General features: G+C 35.2%; 18 protein-coding genes and 1 pseudogene. 14 read left to right on the plus strand and 5 right to left on the minus strand.

Features of this window, described 5'->3' with window-relative positions; all coding sequences use genetic code 11:
* Positions 1 to 12 precede the first annotated feature (12 nt).
* The 3 genes and pseudogenes from ACQKNX_RS04350 (at position 13) to tsaA (ending at position 2,263) form a co-directional block, all read left to right on the plus strand.
* On the plus strand, positions 13 to 723 hold the full coding sequence (locus ACQKNX_RS04350) for an NAD(P)H-dependent oxidoreductase (RefSeq protein WP_427427742.1): 711 nt from the start codon (positions 13 to 15) through the stop codon (positions 721 to 723).
* A gap of 286 nt (positions 724 to 1,009) precedes the next feature.
* Positions 1,010 to 1,765: pseudogene (locus ACQKNX_RS04355) on the plus strand (alpha/beta fold hydrolase).
* A gap of 36 nt (positions 1,766 to 1,801) precedes the next feature.
* A complete protein-coding gene (gene tsaA / locus ACQKNX_RS04360; RefSeq protein WP_427427743.1) occupies positions 1,802 to 2,263 on the plus strand; it encodes a tRNA (N6-threonylcarbamoyladenosine(37)-N6)-methyltransferase TrmO in 462 nt (153 codons plus the stop codon).
* Positions 2,264 to 2,642: 379 nt separating this feature from the next.
* On the opposite strand, the gene ACQKNX_RS04365 is transcribed toward tsaA, so the two are convergent.
* Positions 2,643 to 2,873 carry a hypothetical protein gene (locus tag ACQKNX_RS04365; protein ID WP_427427744.1) on the minus strand — a complete coding sequence of 77 codons (231 nt, stop codon included), beginning with the start codon at positions 2,871 to 2,873 and terminating at the stop codon, positions 2,643 to 2,645.
* Positions 2,874 to 2,967: 94 nt separating this feature from the next.
* Here ACQKNX_RS04365 and ACQKNX_RS04370 point away from each other — a divergent pair, with 94 nt between their 5' ends.
* On the plus strand, positions 2,968 to 3,405 hold the full coding sequence (locus ACQKNX_RS04370) for a hypothetical protein (RefSeq protein WP_427427745.1): 438 nt from the start codon (positions 2,968 to 2,970) through the stop codon (positions 3,403 to 3,405).
* A 102-nt stretch (positions 3,406 to 3,507) separates the two neighbouring features.
* On the opposite strand, the gene ACQKNX_RS04375 is transcribed toward ACQKNX_RS04370, so the two are convergent.
* Entirely contained in the window at positions 3,508 to 4,293 is a 786-nt protein-coding gene (locus ACQKNX_RS04375; protein WP_427427746.1) for a hydralysin-2, read from the minus strand.
* 661 nt (positions 4,294 to 4,954) lie between these two features.
* On the opposite strand from ACQKNX_RS04375, the gene ACQKNX_RS04380 reads away from it, so the two are divergent.
* Together ACQKNX_RS04380 and ACQKNX_RS04385 are read left to right on the plus strand one after the other, a co-directional pair.
* Positions 4,955 to 5,143: a transmembrane Fragile-X-F protein gene (locus ACQKNX_RS04380; protein WP_427427747.1), complete on the plus strand. Its 189-nt coding sequence runs from the start codon at positions 4,955 to 4,957 to the stop codon at positions 5,141 to 5,143.
* A gap of 100 nt (positions 5,144 to 5,243) precedes the next feature.
* Positions 5,244 to 5,684, plus strand: a complete 441-nt coding sequence (locus ACQKNX_RS04385) for a GNAT family N-acetyltransferase (protein ID WP_427427748.1) — start codon at positions 5,244 to 5,246, stop codon at positions 5,682 to 5,684.
* A gap of 111 nt (positions 5,685 to 5,795) precedes the next feature.
* Here the strand turns inward: ACQKNX_RS04385 and ACQKNX_RS04390 are convergent, their stop codons facing one another.
* Entirely contained in the window at positions 5,796 to 6,230 is a 435-nt protein-coding gene (locus ACQKNX_RS04390; protein WP_427427749.1) for a hypothetical protein, read from the minus strand.
* A 93-nt stretch (positions 6,231 to 6,323) separates the two neighbouring features.
* Between ACQKNX_RS04390 and ACQKNX_RS04395 the strand changes: the two genes are divergently transcribed.
* From ACQKNX_RS04395 to ACQKNX_RS04425, 7 genes are all read left to right on the plus strand, one after another.
* A complete protein-coding gene (locus ACQKNX_RS04395) occupies positions 6,324 to 8,012 on the plus strand; it encodes an AAA family ATPase (protein WP_427427750.1) in 1,689 nt (562 codons plus the stop codon).
* 361 nt (positions 8,013 to 8,373) lie between these two features.
* The gene (locus ACQKNX_RS04400; RefSeq protein WP_427428262.1) at positions 8,374 to 8,886 is read left to right on the plus strand and encodes a TetR/AcrR family transcriptional regulator; all 513 of its coding nucleotides are present in this window, start codon (positions 8,374 to 8,376) and stop codon (positions 8,884 to 8,886) included.
* 87 nt (positions 8,887 to 8,973) lie between these two features.
* Positions 8,974 to 9,396 carry a DUF3995 domain-containing protein gene (locus ACQKNX_RS04405; protein ID WP_427427751.1) on the plus strand — a complete coding sequence of 141 codons (423 nt, stop codon included), beginning with the start codon at positions 8,974 to 8,976 and terminating at the stop codon, positions 9,394 to 9,396.
* A gap of 51 nt (positions 9,397 to 9,447) precedes the next feature.
* Complete coding sequence (locus tag ACQKNX_RS04410; protein ID WP_427427752.1) at positions 9,448 to 10,059, plus strand: histidine phosphatase family protein; 612 nt, start codon at positions 9,448 to 9,450, stop codon at positions 10,057 to 10,059.
* 123 nt (positions 10,060 to 10,182) lie between these two features.
* Entirely contained in the window at positions 10,183 to 11,019 is an 837-nt protein-coding gene (locus ACQKNX_RS04415) for a D-alanyl-D-alanine carboxypeptidase family protein (protein WP_427427753.1), read from the plus strand.
* Positions 11,020 to 11,029: 10 nt separating this feature from the next.
* The gene (locus tag ACQKNX_RS04420) at positions 11,030 to 11,587 is read left to right on the plus strand and encodes a hypothetical protein (RefSeq protein WP_427427754.1); all 558 of its coding nucleotides are present in this window, start codon (positions 11,030 to 11,032) and stop codon (positions 11,585 to 11,587) included.
* Positions 11,588 to 11,699: 112 nt separating this feature from the next.
* Positions 11,700 to 12,968: a polysaccharide deacetylase family protein gene (locus ACQKNX_RS04425; protein WP_427427755.1), complete on the plus strand. Its 1,269-nt coding sequence runs from the start codon at positions 11,700 to 11,702 to the stop codon at positions 12,966 to 12,968.
* An 83-nt stretch (positions 12,969 to 13,051) separates the two neighbouring features.
* Here ACQKNX_RS04425 and gltS read toward each other — a convergent pair whose 3' ends face one another.
* On the minus strand, positions 13,052 to 14,236 hold the full coding sequence (gene gltS, locus ACQKNX_RS04430; protein ID WP_427427756.1) for a sodium/glutamate symporter: 1,185 nt from the start codon (positions 14,234 to 14,236) through the stop codon (positions 13,052 to 13,054).
* The gene (gene hutG, locus ACQKNX_RS04435; RefSeq protein WP_427427757.1) at positions 14,233 to 15,198 is read right to left on the minus strand and encodes a formimidoylglutamase; all 966 of its coding nucleotides are present in this window, start codon (positions 15,196 to 15,198) and stop codon (positions 14,233 to 14,235) included. Before hutG ends, gltS begins: the two co-directional genes overlap by 4 nt.
* 128 nt (positions 15,199 to 15,326) lie before the next feature.
* Between hutG and ACQKNX_RS04440 the strand changes: the two genes are divergently transcribed.
* A complete protein-coding gene (locus tag ACQKNX_RS04440) occupies positions 15,327 to 16,217 on the plus strand; it encodes a LysR family transcriptional regulator (protein WP_427427758.1) in 891 nt (296 codons plus the stop codon).
* The last annotated feature ends 46 nt before the right edge of the window (positions 16,218 to 16,263 follow it).

Below are 16,263 nucleotides of genomic sequence, written 5' to 3' on the forward strand. Positions count from 1 at the left end.
GGAGATGAAAGAATGAATATATTAATTGTATACGCACATCCAGAACCAAAATCCTTTAACGGAGCATTAAAGGACCTGGCTATCTCAGAATTAACTGCTTTAGGTCATCATGTCAAAGTATCCGATTTGTATGAAATGAACTTTAAAGCTGTTGCCGATAGTAACGACTTTATTAATCGAGAAAATAATGATTTTTTAAAATATGCAGTAGAACAAAAAAACGCAGTTAAAACAAATAGTTTTTCGAAAGATATTCAAGAAGAACAAGAAAAACTTGTGTGGGCAGATTTTGTTATTTTTCAATTTCCACTTTGGTGGTACTCGGTTCCAGCAATCTTGAAGGGATGGTTTGATCGAGTTTTTGCTTCAGGATTTGTTTATGCAAGGGATATGCGGTATGACACAGGTGGCCTCAAAGGAAGAAAGGCAATGTTGTCAATTACAACAGGTTCTCCTAAAGAGGCATATACTCCATATGGAATGGATGGAGATATCAATGAAAAAATTCTTTATCATATCAATCATGGTATGCTTTATTTTGCAGGGTTAGATCCTGTTGAACCATTCATTGCATGGACACCATCACATGATGAAGAAGGACGAAAAAGTTATTTAGAAGAGTATAAAAGGCGTTTACATCATCTTTTAGAAATACCTACAATTCCATATCATCCACACTCACATTATGACGAGAATCATCAGTTGAAAAGCGAATACAGATAGTAAATTGTTGTTCAAACTACCGAGTTCATTATGAAAGAGAGTTATTCAACTAAAGGGCGCTTTTCTGAAATAAGGAAAGCGTCTTTATTCATGGAAAGGGACAGATTGTTGATGAACATTTTTGATAAATTGGATATTATTGTTAAAATATAGAGTAATCTTGTGAAGATTCCCACTTTAACTAACAGAGGACTTTGGAAAATTATTACTGATTTTCATAAACGGTCCTTTATTTGTATTGTAGAAATAATAATGTAAAGCTTATATTTTAATTAGGTGATTAAAAGTGACGATACAACATAAAAAGATAATCAATTTCTATGATAGGCGTATACTGTTCAATAAATATTGTAAAAATACACCCAGCGTAATCTTTATTGCAGGGTTAGGCGATAGCCATGAAACATGGAAAAAGGTCCAAGACCGAATATCGAATGAAACATCAACCTTGTCCTATGACAGGGCGGATATTGGCAGGAGTCAAGACGTAGCTGTCCCACGAACTTGCTGTGATCTTGTTGAGGAGCTCTCCGAATTGGTGCAAGCGCTTGACTTGGAGAAGCCTTATATATTAGTAGGCCATTCCTTTGGTGGATTGATCGCCAGATTGTATACCAGTCTTTATCCGCTGGACATCTGTGGTATGGTTTTGGTTGACGCTGCACCGGAATATAAAGAACTTGCCTATGAAAAGGTTCTACCATAAAATCTACTTGCAGGAAATAGGGAATATTTCGAAAATCCTATGTTGAATAGTGAGAAAATTGATAAAATACAGAGTTATAAGCAAATTGTTGATCATTCAAAGCAAAGTGACATCCCTCTCTCAATTATTACAAGAGGTTTACCCGATAATAATGAAGAAGGATGGCCCTCGCAAGAAATATTAGAAATTGAACAAAGTCTACAAGCAGAATTCCAATGGCTGTCAACGTCAAGTAAGTTTAGGATTGCTAGTCGTAGTGGACATTATATACATCATGATGAGCCTGATATTGTAATAGAAGAGATTTTATTAATGTTAAAGGAGAAGGGAAAGTGAGCGATAAAATAAAGTCTAATTTGAGGAGAGTTAACTATGCAGTATTCTATACAACCAGTAGCGATTGTAAATAATCATAGAAAAGAAATTGAGGATGATAATTGGGGTTCAATAATGTCAACAATTGAACTTACAGAAAATTTTAATGAATCGTCTTTAAAGGGTGTTGACGAGTTTTCTCACTTGGAAATCATTTTTTATTTTGATAAGGTTGCTGATGAAAAAATTCAGTACGATGCAAGGCATCCTAGAAACAATAAAAATTATCCCGAGGTTGGCATTTTTGCACAAAGAGGAAAAAATAGACCCAATAAATTGGGGGTAACTATTGTAGAACTAATAGATATAAAACAAAGAACATTAATTGTTAAAGGATTAGATGCGATAGACGGAACACCTATTATTGATATTAAACCTGTAATGAAAGAGTTCTTACCAAAAGGCGATGTGAAACAGCCAAATTGGTCAACATCATTAATGGATAAATATTGGGATTAAATTGATTTTTTCTAACATAATGTAACTATTTAGTAGTATTGGAAAAAGACCACTCCGTGATGAACCGCACCACAATTGTTAGATTGTGTTTAACAATTGGTGTGCAGTTCAGTGATGGGGGGTCTTTTGCTATAGTGACTAAAAAGTGACCAACAGGTGACCTAAAACGACTATTCGTTAGTGATTAATAAAGAAAAAACTACGATAGAAAGATGTTCGTAATTAGAGTTTTTGGTTTACACTTAAACTTTATGAAAGCTATAATTATCTTTCAAGCCGATATTCTTTCAAACGAGCAAGTAGACTAGAAGGATCTTGGGTAAATAACAGATGAAAGAGCTATGTGTAACATAAATCAATGATAGCTATCATTGGAAAGTCATTTGTTTAAAACAAAAAAAGCGACAATCGCTATAAATGTGAATAAAACGTTTAAAAGCATATAAACAGGTCGCAGTTCTTTGTACGTGACTACCATCGCAAATATAGATGACAAAACTGCCAAAGGAATAGTGACATAAAAGATGTCCCACAAATAGAAGCCATCAATGTACACGAAAACTGTTAAAACAGCAGTAATAATGGTCCACTTAATTGTGTTATTTGACATAATATTTCCTCCTTATGCTTAAAAATACAAAAAAATAATAGCATAATTAGGCGATTATCGTAAACTATGAGACTACAAGGAGATGTAATGCAACGTGTTTAAGAAAATGATACTATTTAGTGCTGTCGTAACAATGTTAGCAGCTTGCAGCAATAATGAAGTAACTGAAAAAAATGAGGCTACAAATCAAGATATCTCTCAACTGCAGGAGAAACAGGAAAATCAACAAGGAAAAGACCATATTGAACAACCAGTACAGCCAGAACAAAATGTACAAGGTGAAGATAAGGAAAATAGTGACCTTAGTGAATGGACTTCATTACCTGAATATAGCAAAATTAACGAACAAATTGACAATAAAGAAGGCATTCACTTTGAAAAGGTAAGCGATACCGGTGATAAGCGTATTTTATTAATTATTGATGAAAATGGCACAAAGCTTTATAAATCAATATTTATTAAAAATACGAATCGTTTAAAAATAATTAATATAAAAGATGGCGGACCAATTTTTAACGACGTGTTGTCCTAATAAAAGGTTCGAACTTTGTTGAAGGGTCCTATCAGTGATTTCCCTTTATTCGAGGCCATAGTAAAATCGGTGGGTATGAGTTAACCCACCGATAAAGTTAAGCTATTTAGTTAATGCCATAAATTCATTTAATTCTTCGGCTGTTAAAGGCTCTGTTTTACCAATCTCTGTATGAACATCAAAGACGGCGGAGTTTTTAATTGTTCCAGATATTTCTCCAGAAGTATTTTTGAGTACACTTGTCGCATTAAGGAACCAAAAATAATGATCTTGTACTCTCTTAGGGAAGTTTGCACCAAACATGCCATTGACAAAAATCGGTGCTCGGAAATGCATAGTCTCTTTTTTTAATGTCCCAACTATAACAACTTTCTTCTTACTTCTTGGTGGTACTGTTACCTCTATCTTGGCAGTTGCCGTTTTTGATTCTGTTTCAGTTTTTGATTCCCCTATAGTAGTACTAACAGAGAATTCCATCCCTGATTCAAAAAATCCCTCTATTGTAAATTTAGAAGCAAAAGTTAAACCTGTTGTACTTTCAGTAGACCATGTTTGTTGACTTTGCCAACTGCCTTGTACTTCTAAAGTCATAGTGGCTGCTTCATCCCCATGATTTACAGCAATATTACTACCGACAATGACAGATTTAGGGGGTGCCCCGTCTCCTTTAGTATAAGTAAAGTCACCAAGTGTTTTGAAGCAAGGGTGGCCATATTGCTCAGTGATTGCAGGCGTAACTCCTTTAAAATAAGTTTCGCTATTTACTGCAATACCATCTGGATTTACTTTGAATTTTTCTTTGAATGCTTGTCTCACTTCGTCATAACTTGAATTCATTGCAGGTAAATCTGAAAATAAAAATTTTTCTCGAATTAGCTGAGTTTGCATTTATTTCCCTCCTAGTATAGTCGTGCTTTTTAGTAAACTCGAATTGCTACCTTAACCTAAAAGGAACCTCCTTCATTACTATTTTGATACTCAACTTTATGTAAGTACCTCTCTATAACTGTAAAACAATACGTGACAATGAAATACTGATAAATGTTAATAATTGGATTGTTAACAATTTTTAACATGTCTTTAATGACGAACGATTCACATGATTCTATCTACAGTTGCACAATTAGCTAGTACCAACTAACCGAACAAGTGCCCCATAATTAATATAAAAGTGATAATTGCAAAAATTAAAGTTATCGTAATCGTAATATAGCTAATAATTAAAGTAGCCCTATTTTTAATATCTTTCATCCCAATAAGGGCTAGAAAGAAACATCCTATTGTTAGGAGTAATATAGCGTTCAAAGGATGAAAATGTAAATGAGCGATGAAAAAGTTTAAAAATGTTGCGGATGAACTTATAATAAAAAATAAAATAATGTTACATATTAAAAAAATCAGTGACCATATAGTCAAGGTTATTTCCATACATTCCCTCCTGTTTTAATTAAACGAATTTTAAACCTCTATGTTCCTTAGAGTGCTTTCCTAAAAATAAGAAGAATCGGCTATACTTTGTACTAAATAAATGATTAATGGTGGTGAGATTGTGGGAGTAGCAGAAGTTTTAACCATTGTCTTTATTGTGCTAAAGCTAACTGAAGTCATTACATGGTCGTGGTGGTTAGTGCTGTTACCATCGATCATTTCTTTTAGTATTTACGTACTAATTTTATTGGTAAAGGTAGCAATCGTTATGGCAACGATAATGACTGTAAAGAAACGTAAAGAACGATAGCTGTTGAATGAAGTATGCAACTAGTGATACTTTATTAGTAGAAATATCGAACGATAATTCAAGGGGAGACAGCTATGCAGTGAATGAAGGAGGAAAAACGATGAATTATCATGTAGAAGTTGTATTAGAAAATCATGAAGCATTTGTCACATTTCTAAATACAAGTTTAAGAGAGTTTAATAATGAACATTCTGCCTACCATAAAGAAATAAGAAAAGAGGGTGCAGTGCAGCCATTGCATGTTATCGTTTCAAATGATGGTCAATGGATTGGCGGATTAACAGCTGAGGTTTATTGGGATTGGCTCGAAATTAATAAGTTTTGGTTTAGTAAGGAATATCGAAGACAGGGATTAGGTGAAAAATTGCTGTTACAAGCTGAAGCAACTGCTATCAAAATGGGAGCAAAAAAGGCATTATTAACTACTTATGATTTTCAAGCTCGCTTGTTTTATGAAGCAAGAGGTTATGTAGTTGTTGGGGAAATAAAAGATTATCCTCCGGGAAGTAGCTATTTCACAATGGTTAAACATTTAGTTTAATAACGCTAGTTTCCAATAAAACTACTTTAGGACACAGTGTAAGACGCAATATTCAATGCGCGGTTTTTGCGTCTTACAACATGTACTGTTCCCGTATAATTTACTTGGGATTCATTCTAAAAACAATTCTTCAATATACTTAGTATCCAATTTGTCTAACAGTTTATAGTCTTTCATGTAATTTTCCTCGTATAAATAAACAAATAGATGTGTTGCATCATCAAGGCGTATGCCGACTTCACGATTATCATTAATCTGTAATGTTAACCAGTATGCCTCTTTAAAATCTGACTTTGCAAAAAATACTTTTCGAATTTCTTTGTTCTCAAATAACTGCATAATTTCACTGATTTTCGCTGCATCTTTTATAGTAATTGTTTTTTCGTCAGATGCACGAATAATTTCAATTTCATTTATCTGTTCGATATCAAGTCGATCGATTACTTCCTTATTAAAGGTAGAGTCTCGAGTTAGAAGTGATGTTGTCACAAACAAGATAATGATGGGGATTAGGATACCTAAAATTATTTTATAACTTTTTTTCATGTTAATCTCCTTAAATTCTAAAAATTCACACATATGTATTCTGTTCCACGCTATAATTGAGCATATACTGAATTGATAAAGGAAGGCAATAAAATGAACTATAATCATCAAGAAAAAGAGCTTTTTTACCCAGATGGGAAGATAATGTACAGTGGTGGCGTTAAGAAAAACGATTTTGGCCATGATATTTATGATGGCAAGGGAACGATTTTTGATCAGGAGGGTGAGTTGTTATTCGAGGGAGAATTCGTCAATCATATGAAGCAAGGCAACGGCATTATGTATTTAAAAGGTCAAATAATCTATCAAGGCGAATTTATTCAAAATAAAAAACAAGGACATGGTATTTTATATAAAGATGGAAAGGTTTATTACGATGGACATTTTCGCAATGACTTAATGGATGGCTATGGCGTTTTATATTATGAAGAGGATGTCATTGCACCATTTAAAGATTTACGGGAGCAGTATCCGCACTTAAATCGCCCGCAATTTGAGGGAGATTTTGTACATGGTATGAAAAAAGGCAAGGGTATACAATATTACCCAAGTGGTTTTTTACAATACGAAGGTGATTTTATGTGGAACCATATGCAGGGGGCAGGGAAGCTGTATTATGTTCCAGAAACGCCTACTTCAATAGAGCTTCAATCGGGTGTTACAGTTCTACACTATGAAGGTTATTTTTTTGAAGATATGAAGCATGGGAAAGGTAAAGTCTTTTCAAGGCAAGGTGAGCTTGAAGCAGAAGGTCAATTTAAAGAGGATATTATGACTGGGAAAGGCACACTTTATTATGCAAATGGGCAAGCATCCTATATTGGTGACCTTGTAAATGGGGAAAAGCATGGTCGTGGTGACTATTATAATGAAGATGGCAAAATAATTTATAGTGGAGAATTTATCCACGGCGAGCGTCTGCGTATCACACCTGAAATAGAGAGGGAAATAAATAAGCTACAGGCGCAATTAGATGGGCTTGTAGGGCTCCCGAATGCCAAAAAGGAATTACATAATCTAATCAACTTTATTAAAATTCAAAGCTTACGCGTTGACCATGGCTTAACGAGCTTCCCTATTACGTATCATCTCGTATTCTCTGGAAACCCTGGAACTGGAAAAACAACTGTTGCTCGCATTATTGGACAAATATACAAACATCTTGGCGTTTTGTCCAGCGGGCATTTCGTTGAGACCGATCGTGCAGGTCTAGTAGCAGGCTATGTTGGTCAAACAGCCTTAAAGGTACAGGAAGTTGTGAAAAAAGCAACAGGTGGCGTGTTATTTATCGACGAGGCTTATGCATTAATTAATGATAAGCAGGATGCATTTGGTAAAGAGGCGATTGATAGCTTGTTAAAAGCAATGGAAGATTTACGTGATGATCTAGTAATCATTGTGGCAGGTTATACAGAGCTAATGGAGGAATTTTTACAAGCAAATCCAGGTTTCAAATCGCGCTTTAATCATTTTGTACAATTTGATAACTTTAGCACAGACGAGCTATACGAAATATTTGCGATGCTATGTAAAAATAACGATTATCGTTATAGCGACGCGTTTGCGCAGCATATGAAAACACAATTAAACCAGATTCCTGTTGAAATGATCCCGAATTTCTCAAATGGCCGTTATATTCGCAATGTATTTGAAAAGCTGGTGACAATTCAATCAAATCGTTTAATCCAGCAGCAAAATGTTACGAGAGATGAACTGATGGAATTTACAGATGCAGATATTGTACAAGCGATTTCTGAAAATCTTTTTGATAGTACGTTTTAGAAGCTATTTGGATGAAAGTCGCAACGCTTTGCAACTATTTTAAGAATCATAAATACAAGGATCTATTAATATAGTAAATAGATAATTTTTATATAGTAGGGAGAGTTTGATGAAGAAAATAGTGCCATTGCTGTTGGTTCTTGCGTGTGTTTTACCAACATTTTTACACATTAAGATAACGATTAATAACAATATCGATGTGCATAAAGGTAGTAAAACACAAGATTAGACGTATTATCTCATTGCCCCTAACAAACTGTTATGGGGTTTTTTTATATGCTCTTTTTTGATTGACAAAATTTAGAATTAGCCTTAATCTGAATTAAACATACGGTAGTGTATGTTAACGGGGGTATTCATGATGCAATTAACGAGAGAAGACTGGGTCAAGGCTGGTCTACAGCAATTAGCGGATGCAGGTATTCATAAAGTTCGTATTGAAACGCTTGCGGGATTGCTGAAAATAAGTAAAGGGAGTTTTTATCATCATTTTCGGGATCATCAAGAACTGTTAGATGCGATGTTAGATTATTGGGAAATGCATGCAACAAAACGAATCATTCAAAGTATGGAGCAAGAGGATTCATCATTAGAACAGCTCTTAACAATTAGTTTTAGTAGCGATAAAAAAATCGAAATGGGCATTTATGCTTGGGCTAAATATGACCAAATTGTCGCAAGTCGATTAGTTGATATTGAGGAACAAAGAATTCGATGTATTGCATTGTTATATGAAAAGAAGGAAAACAACGCTTTTGAAGCTTTAGAGCGAGCTAGACTTGCATATTTAACTTATATAGGCTGGATGACAAGATTTGAAGAGAATCCTAATTTTACGATAGGAACAATGTTGGAGCTTTTAGCAAAGATATAAGATGAATGTCTCTCATAAATGTGAGGGACAAATTCACAATTAAACATACGATATAGTATGTTTTAAAACGTTATGGGAGGAGAATAAATGGTTATAAGTTTACTATTATTGGCTGTCACTGTCCTGTTTCTCATTAGTATGTTACATGTTTATTGGGCTTGTGGGGGGAGCTGGGGCTCTAAAGTAGTGTTACCTGTAAAAAAGGGAGAGCAAGAACCCGTTTTTATCCCTCAGAAAACAGGAACACTGTTAGTGGCATTCCTTCTGCTGGTAGCAGCTTTCCTGTTGTATATGCAAGGAATCTATTTGCAAAGCATGCAAAAATTCGCCTTTCTCACACTTGGTTGTGCAGTCTGCGCTGTTATATTTTTTATTCGAGCAATAGGGGATTTTAAATATATCGGGTTTTTCAAAAAAATAAAACATTCTCAGTTTGCAAGAAATGACACGTGGTTTTATAGCCCGCTCTGTTTGCTATTAGCCGCAATGTATTTATTTGTACTAATTTAATTTTACCTGTACAATCTGATTATCTTTTAGCATTGTAGAGGAGGAATATCGTTGAACCAAATTATTTATTTACTGCGTCATGGAGAAACGGTTTTAAATACACAAGGACGATACCAAGGGGAGCTTGATTCACCATTAACGGCTGTAGGCATCGAACAAGTTCAGCAAAATGCCGACATGTTGAAAAGTTTAATTGGCGATCCGCAAGAGTGGAAAGTATTTTCAAGCTCTTTAGGAAGGGCCTTACAGAGCGCAGAAATTATTTGTAATACAATTGGCTATGATTTTAACAATGTGGAACAGGACAATCGACTAGCTGAGGTGGCTGTGGGAGATTGGGCTGGTTTAACAACGGAAGAAATTGAGCATACTTGGCCGAATCTTTTTGCAAATACAGATCATTATAACTGGTTTTTCAATGCGCCAAATGGAGAAAGCTACGACACAGTTGTGAGCAGATTAACAGATTGGCTTGAGAGCATAAAGGATGAACCAAAAGTAATTGTTGTTTCACATGGTCTTACGGGGCGAATTTTACGTGGGGTCTATGCTGGTCTAGCAAAGGAAAATGCACTAAAGTTAGATGTTTCACAAGATGTATTTTTTAAATTAACAAAAAAAAAGATTCAAAACATCTCTTTGGAATTTGATGATTTTTATTGATAAGTAGCATTTGTTTTATTACATAATGTAAGACTACACGCAATCCTTAAGAATTTCTTCATAAATTTCCTACAGGAATATTCATAATTGCCTCCTATTATAATGAGTGGGAGGCGTTTTTTTATGAAAAAATTTGTATTATTTTGTTGTATATGTGCTGTTGCAGTATTTTTCTATACTAATAAAACAAACGAACAAGTAGTGGACATTGAGCTACCTTCGTTACATAGTAAAAATGCTTTATTATTAAACGATAACGGCGATGTATTATATGAAAAAAATGCAGATGCTATTATTTTTCCAGCATCGTTAACTAAAATCATGACGGCAATCGTAGCAATTGAGGCGAGTAAAGATCTTCAAACACAAACAATGGTTACACCACAAACAATTGCAAAATATACTGCGCAAAATGCTTCGATGGCAGGCTTTCAAGCAGGAGATTTTGTGACGCTAGAGGACTTATTATACGGTACATTACTGGCATCTGGTGCAGATGCAACTGCTACGCTTGCAATTGCCATTGCAGGTAGTGAGGAATCATTTGTGGCAATGATGAACGATAAAGCGCGGGAACTAGGGTTGCATGATACCCATTACGAAAATGTTAGTGGGCTCCATCATGCTGCACATGTATCTAGTGTTCGTGATATTAGTAAGCTCTTTCAATATGCGCTTGAAAATCCAACATTTTATCAAATTTTGACTACTAAAAGTTATACGACATTAGTGCCAAATGAATTAACGATATCGAGCACATTATTTACGAAAATGGATGGTGTGGAAGGTGCTATTCTTGGTGGGAAAACGGGCTATACACCTGAGGCAGGACTTTGCTTAGCGTCCTTAATGGAAAAGAACGGTGAATTATTTATTTTTGTTACGACGAATGCGGAAGGGCATGTTTGGACCCCTCCATTCCATGTAGAAGATGCAATGGCAGCTTATCAAGCACTATAGGAGGAAAATAATGAAAAAAATAGTAGCTTCTTTTCTTTTTTGCTTAGTTTTAATTACAGGATGCACTGCTCAAGCGCCTGAAGTGAAAGAGGAGCAGGCCACTTGGGAGCCTTTAATTGGCACATATGTGGGGGATGCGATGAATGTTGGGAAAATTGCGAATACAGTCTTTTTACATGGGGATACAATCGACCACTTGGATTTGCGTGGGGAGATGCTCCACGTTATTTATAAAGATGATGATGAAGCATTAAGTAAGTGGTTTTCTTCATCAATATCCAAAGATAAAGCAATTGTTTATAACACTATGATGGGCGTCATTTTAGTGCCCAATGCCAAGGGCTTCGGCTTTGAGGTGGACGGAGACTTGTATGAAATTTCAAGAGATATCTTAATCGATGAAATGGAAAATTTATTTTCTACATTACCCAAAGGCAATGAATTGTTTGATGAAGGAAAGGTAAAAGCATTTTTGCAAAAGCATGAAGAAACAATTCAGCAGTATGCTGTTGATTCAAATTATCAAAAAACATTCCTAGCTAAATTTTCAATTAGTAAATCTAGTTGATTATTACTATTTTCTGGTATGAAATCTTCATCTATAATAAGAATCAAATCCTATGTTTTTCAGCATATTTTACACGGGAGACGACATCAGTGATAGTAAAAGGCGGTGTAGAATGATGAAGAAATTATTACCATTTGCTTTCATTTGGGCATTTTTATGCAGTATTGCTGTTGTAGGGCATGCTTCTGCAAATACAGTTAGTACGGCTGCCATCCAACTTGTTACAAAGGATGCAACGGTCTATGTAGAAGCTTCAACAGAAAGTAAGGTGAGCGGCCATGTAACAAAAGGTAACTTTGTGTTAGCCACACCTTTAAATGAAGAATGGGTACATATCCAAATGTCACAGCTAGAAGGGTATGTAGAAGTAACAACATTAGCTGAGGTAACTCCTGAAAAGGCTGTAGTCGCTAAAAAAGGCGGCACAAACTTATTTACTTATCCAAGTCCAAATGCACAAAAAGCCGGACAGCTATATGAAAATAGTATGTTGGTTGTGTATGGTACAGCGCCTGGTGGTTGGTCGTATGTTCAATACGGACATGGATTTGGCTATGTCGCAACAAATGCACTTAAAAAGCCCACAGGGACAAAAAAGCAGGTAAACGCTCCTAATGGGGCTGTAATTCATTTAACAGCGAGTCCAAGTGGTGAAGTGCTAGGTACACTAGCCAATAAAACGATTGTCCAGCAGTATACAATAGTGGCAGGTTGGGCATATGTGGAAGCAGGCGAGCAAAAAGGTTACATAAAGGCTTCTGAGTTAACAGATTTATCGATAGTTGATAATAAAGTTTATAATAAAGGTGTACCTGTAGCAAAAGGGGCAAAAAAACGAGTAGCTTTAACTTTCGATGATGGTCCTGATGCCAAAGTAACGCCTCAAATACTTGCCATTTTAAAAAAGTATAATGTGAAGGCTACATTTTTTATGGTTGGGAAAAATGCCTCAAACAATCCGAAAATTGTAGAGCAAGTATATAAAGAAGGTCATGAAATTGGCAATCATACTTGGAATCATCCGAAGCTAACCAGTTTGACGAATGCAAGTGTTAAACAAGAAGTTGATCGAACAAGCAATGCTATTTATGAGGCTATTGGTCAATATCCAACGGTTTTTCGCCCACCATATGGCGCTACAAATGACGAAGTACGATCTGTTATCACAATGCCTTCTATTTTATGGTCTATAGATACACTCGATTGGAAGCATCGAAATGCCGATAAAATACTAACGTATGTCAAAGCATCTGTAAAAGATGGAAGCATTATTTTAATGCATGATATTCATCAAACGACAGCCGATGGGCTAGAAAATGTCATCCTTTACTTACAGAAACAAGGCTATGAATGCGTAACGGTTAGTGATATATTACATTAATTAATTAAATCTATTATTTTCTTTACTATAAAAGAAGAAGCCGTGCAACTGTCTTATGTAGACGGTGCACGGCTTTTATCATGTTATTTAAATAAATTAATCGTTGTAATAATAATAGGGATACCAAAAACATCGATTAAAAATGCGCCTACGATTGGTACAACAAGGAAAGCCTTTGTAGAAGGACCAAAGCGTTGAACAACAGCAGACATATTCGCCATTGCATTTGGTGTTGCGCCTAAGCCATGTCCAGCAAAGCCTGCAACCATTACGGCAGCATCGTAATTTTTGCCGAGTAATTTAAATAATACAAATATACAAAATAGAACGATAAATAGTACTTGTACAAAAACAATTACAAATAGAGGTAATGCTAAATCAGCGATTTCCCATAGTTTAATGCTCATTAACGCCATTGAAAGGAAGACACCTAGTGTTACGTCACCGATTAAAGAAATACTTTTCATGTTAATTGCGTTAGGTTTCACTTTATCTAAAATGTTACGAACTAATACAGCGACAAACATTGCACCAACATAGCCTGGTAAAACAAAGCCTGTAGCCTCTGAGAACAAAGTGCCCACATACGTTCCTACAGCCATACAAAATGTTATGATTACTACCTGTGTAAAGAATGAATCAGATGTTATTTGTTCATTTTTATTCTCATATTCAACTGCTTCAGTTTCTTGTTTATCAGGTGTTAAATTGTATTTTCCGACTAAATATTTTACAATCGGTCCACCGATTAGTCCACCTGCTACTAAGCCACATGTTGCAGCAGCAGCACCGATTGTCATAGCTGATGAAATACCTAAATCTTCTAAAGTTTGTCCAAATGCAGCAGCAGCACCATGACCACCTTCCATTGAAACAGCGCCAGCCATCATACCGATTAGTGGATGAATGCCCATAAGTGAAGCAAGTGAGACACCAATTACGTTTTGCATTAATGCAAGGAAGCCACAAGCTAACCAATATATCACAAGTAGTTTACCGCCAAGCTTTACAAGTTTAAAGCTAGCTCCTAACCCAATGGTTGTGAAAAACGTAATCATAAATAAGCTTTGTAATGAAGTATCAAGAGATATTTCTAAAACGCCAGTTGTTTTTAAAATTGTTGTTAATGCTGCGAACAGTAAACCACCAACAACTGGTGCTGGAATACAGAAACGCTTTAAAAAGTTAATTTTATTAATAAGAAAGCTCCCGAATGCAAATAGAGCGACTGCGAGAAATATTGTAGTAATTTGATTAATTTCGATCATGAACCGTTCCCCCTAATTAAGTGATTGAGTGCATCGTAGACAAAGTAAGCACCCAATTTGACTGTTTGACCTTTTTCATCTAGTAACGGATTCACTTCACATATATCAAAAGAATGTGTGTTTGGATGTGATGCTACTTTCTGAATTAAAGAGCGAACAGTTTTTGTATCTAGTCCAAAAGGTGATGGCGCACTTACACCAGGTGCAAAAGCAGTGTTAACGACATCCATACATAAAGTAAGCAAGATATAATCATGATTATCCATAAATTGCTGTAAATCATTCATCATGTTCGTGTGATTTTCTGCTGTCATTTGTTCCTCTAATATATATTTCACCTGTAGCTCATGTGCCTTATCAAAAAGCTCTCTTGTATTTCCATAACGCTGAATGCCTAGTACAAAATAATCCGCATGTGGATCTTGTTCTAAAATTTGACGGAACATTGTACCAGATGAAGGCTGTTCATCATATGGTCGTAAATCAAAATGTGCATCGATATTAATAATTCCGATACTAGCATCATTTGGTAATGCTGCACGAACGCCTAAATAATGTCCATATAAAGTTTCATGACCGCCACCAAGAATAATACACTTCATGTTTTTTGCTCGTAACCCTTGGACAACCTCGCCTAGCTCACGTTGCGCATCTTCTAACGCATGATTTAGGCAAATAATGTTACCAACATCGATAATTTCCTGTTGATCATCAAATGTCCATGGTAAGCTTGCTAGAGCTTCGCGCATTGCATTTGGTCCATTGGCAGCACCAACACGCCCTTGATTACGGCGTACACCTTCATCACATATAAAACCTACAATCCCAGCATTTTTCTGTTCTGAAGCGCTTACATCATTAATAGCTAATCGTTTTACTTTTTGATGTAAACGGAAACTGCTAGTATTTGTAGTTGAGTCTATTCGACCTTTCCATTGTTTTTGATCTGTCATTATATACATCTCTTTATCAACTCCATTAACATTATTCATGTAGTGTTAATTTATTATATATTCACATAATTATATTTACTAATATATAATTATTATTAATCTATAGCTTTAAACTATAAATATGGAGGTATGCTGTTTTGGATTTAAAACAATTACAATATTTTATCGCAGTTATTGAGCATATGAATTACTCGAAAGCAGCTGAAAAACTGCATATTTCTCAGCCTTCTTTAAGTAATGCGATTAAAAAATTAGAGCAAGAAGTGGGGTCTTCTTTACTTGAAAGAAATACAAGAAACTTACACTTAACTGAAGCAGGTGAGCTTCTATATGAAAGAGCAAAAGTTATATTAAAAAATATGGAAGTATTAAAAATTGAAATGGACGAGGTCATTGTACATGGTACGAGTGATTTGACTATAGGCGTGATGGAATCAATCAAGCATTGGTTACCAAAAGCCATTGTTGAATATAAAAAGGTCTATCCACAGATGAAGTTTCATTTAGTAGATATTTTAGGCAGCAAACGTGTTAAAAAATCACTAAAAGGTTATAAAACACATGTCATTATTACTAATCAGTTGATTGATGATGAAGAGCTCGAGGTGAAATGTTTGTATGAGGAACGACTTGTAGCAGTGTTACCTTTAAATCATCCATTAGCAGCAAAAGATATTTTGTCTATTTCGGATTTAGGCAATGAACCTTTCATTATTAGTACAGACGGTTTTCAAACACGTCAAGACATTTTGAAAGCATTTGAAAATGCTGGTCAAGAGATTAATGTACAATTTGAAATCGAGCGTTTTGAAACCGCTGTATCACTCGTTCGTGAAAATTTAGGTATTACGATATTGCCTAAAAATTATTTACAGGGACCAACAGCAAAGACAATTGTTCAAAAAGAAATTGATTGCCCACATTTACAGCGAAATGTTTATTTAGTGTATTTGAAAAATCGACATCTACCTTTTGCAATCCGTCAATTTATTGAAGGTGTTATGCAATACTTTGATAGTAAAAGATAATAATTATATTTTTTTAAAATAGTGAATATCTTGTATGTGTTTTATG

Origin of the sequence: Lysinibacillus sp. NPDC093712 (genome assembly GCF_050280025.1) — a bacterium.
GTDB lineage: Bacteria > Bacillota > Bacilli > Bacillales_A > Planococcaceae > Lysinibacillus.

Coding starts and splice junctions, on each gene's coding strand:
- ACQKNX_RS04390 (WP_427427749.1), bottom strand. CDS start 6,230: ATGAAAAAAAGTTATAAAATAATTTTAGGTATCCTAATCCCCATCATT.
- ACQKNX_RS04350 (WP_427427742.1), top strand. CDS start 13: ATGAATATATTAATTGTATACGCACATCCAGAACCAAAATCCTTTAAC.
- ACQKNX_RS04365 (WP_427427744.1), bottom strand. CDS start 2,873: ATGTCAAATAACACAATTAAGTGGACCATTATTACTGCTGTTTTAACA.
- ACQKNX_RS04400 (WP_427428262.1), top strand. CDS start 8,374: ATGCAATTAACGAGAGAAGACTGGGTCAAGGCTGGTCTACAGCAATTA.
- ACQKNX_RS04385 (WP_427427748.1), top strand. CDS start 5,244: ATGAATTATCATGTAGAAGTTGTATTAGAAAATCATGAAGCATTTGTC.
- ACQKNX_RS04420 (WP_427427754.1), top strand. CDS start 11,030: ATGAAAAAAATAGTAGCTTCTTTTCTTTTTTGCTTAGTTTTAATTACA.
- gltS (WP_427427756.1), bottom strand. CDS start 14,236: ATGATCGAAATTAATCAAATTACTACAATATTTCTCGCAGTCGCTCTA.
- ACQKNX_RS04415 (WP_427427753.1), top strand. CDS start 10,183: ATGAAAAAATTTGTATTATTTTGTTGTATATGTGCTGTTGCAGTATTT.
- ACQKNX_RS04395 (WP_427427750.1), top strand. CDS start 6,324: ATGAACTATAATCATCAAGAAAAAGAGCTTTTTTACCCAGATGGGAAG.
- tsaA (WP_427427743.1), top strand. CDS start 1,802: ATGCAGTATTCTATACAACCAGTAGCGATTGTAAATAATCATAGAAAA.
- hutG (WP_427427757.1), bottom strand. CDS start 15,198: ATGTATATAATGACAGATCAAAAACAATGGAAAGGTCGAATAGACTCA.
- ACQKNX_RS04405 (WP_427427751.1), top strand. CDS start 8,974: ATGGTTATAAGTTTACTATTATTGGCTGTCACTGTCCTGTTTCTCATT.
- ACQKNX_RS04375 (WP_427427746.1), bottom strand. CDS start 4,293: ATGCAAACTCAGCTAATTCGAGAAAAATTTTTATTTTCAGATTTACCT.
- ACQKNX_RS04425 (WP_427427755.1), top strand. CDS start 11,700: ATGATGAAGAAATTATTACCATTTGCTTTCATTTGGGCATTTTTATGC.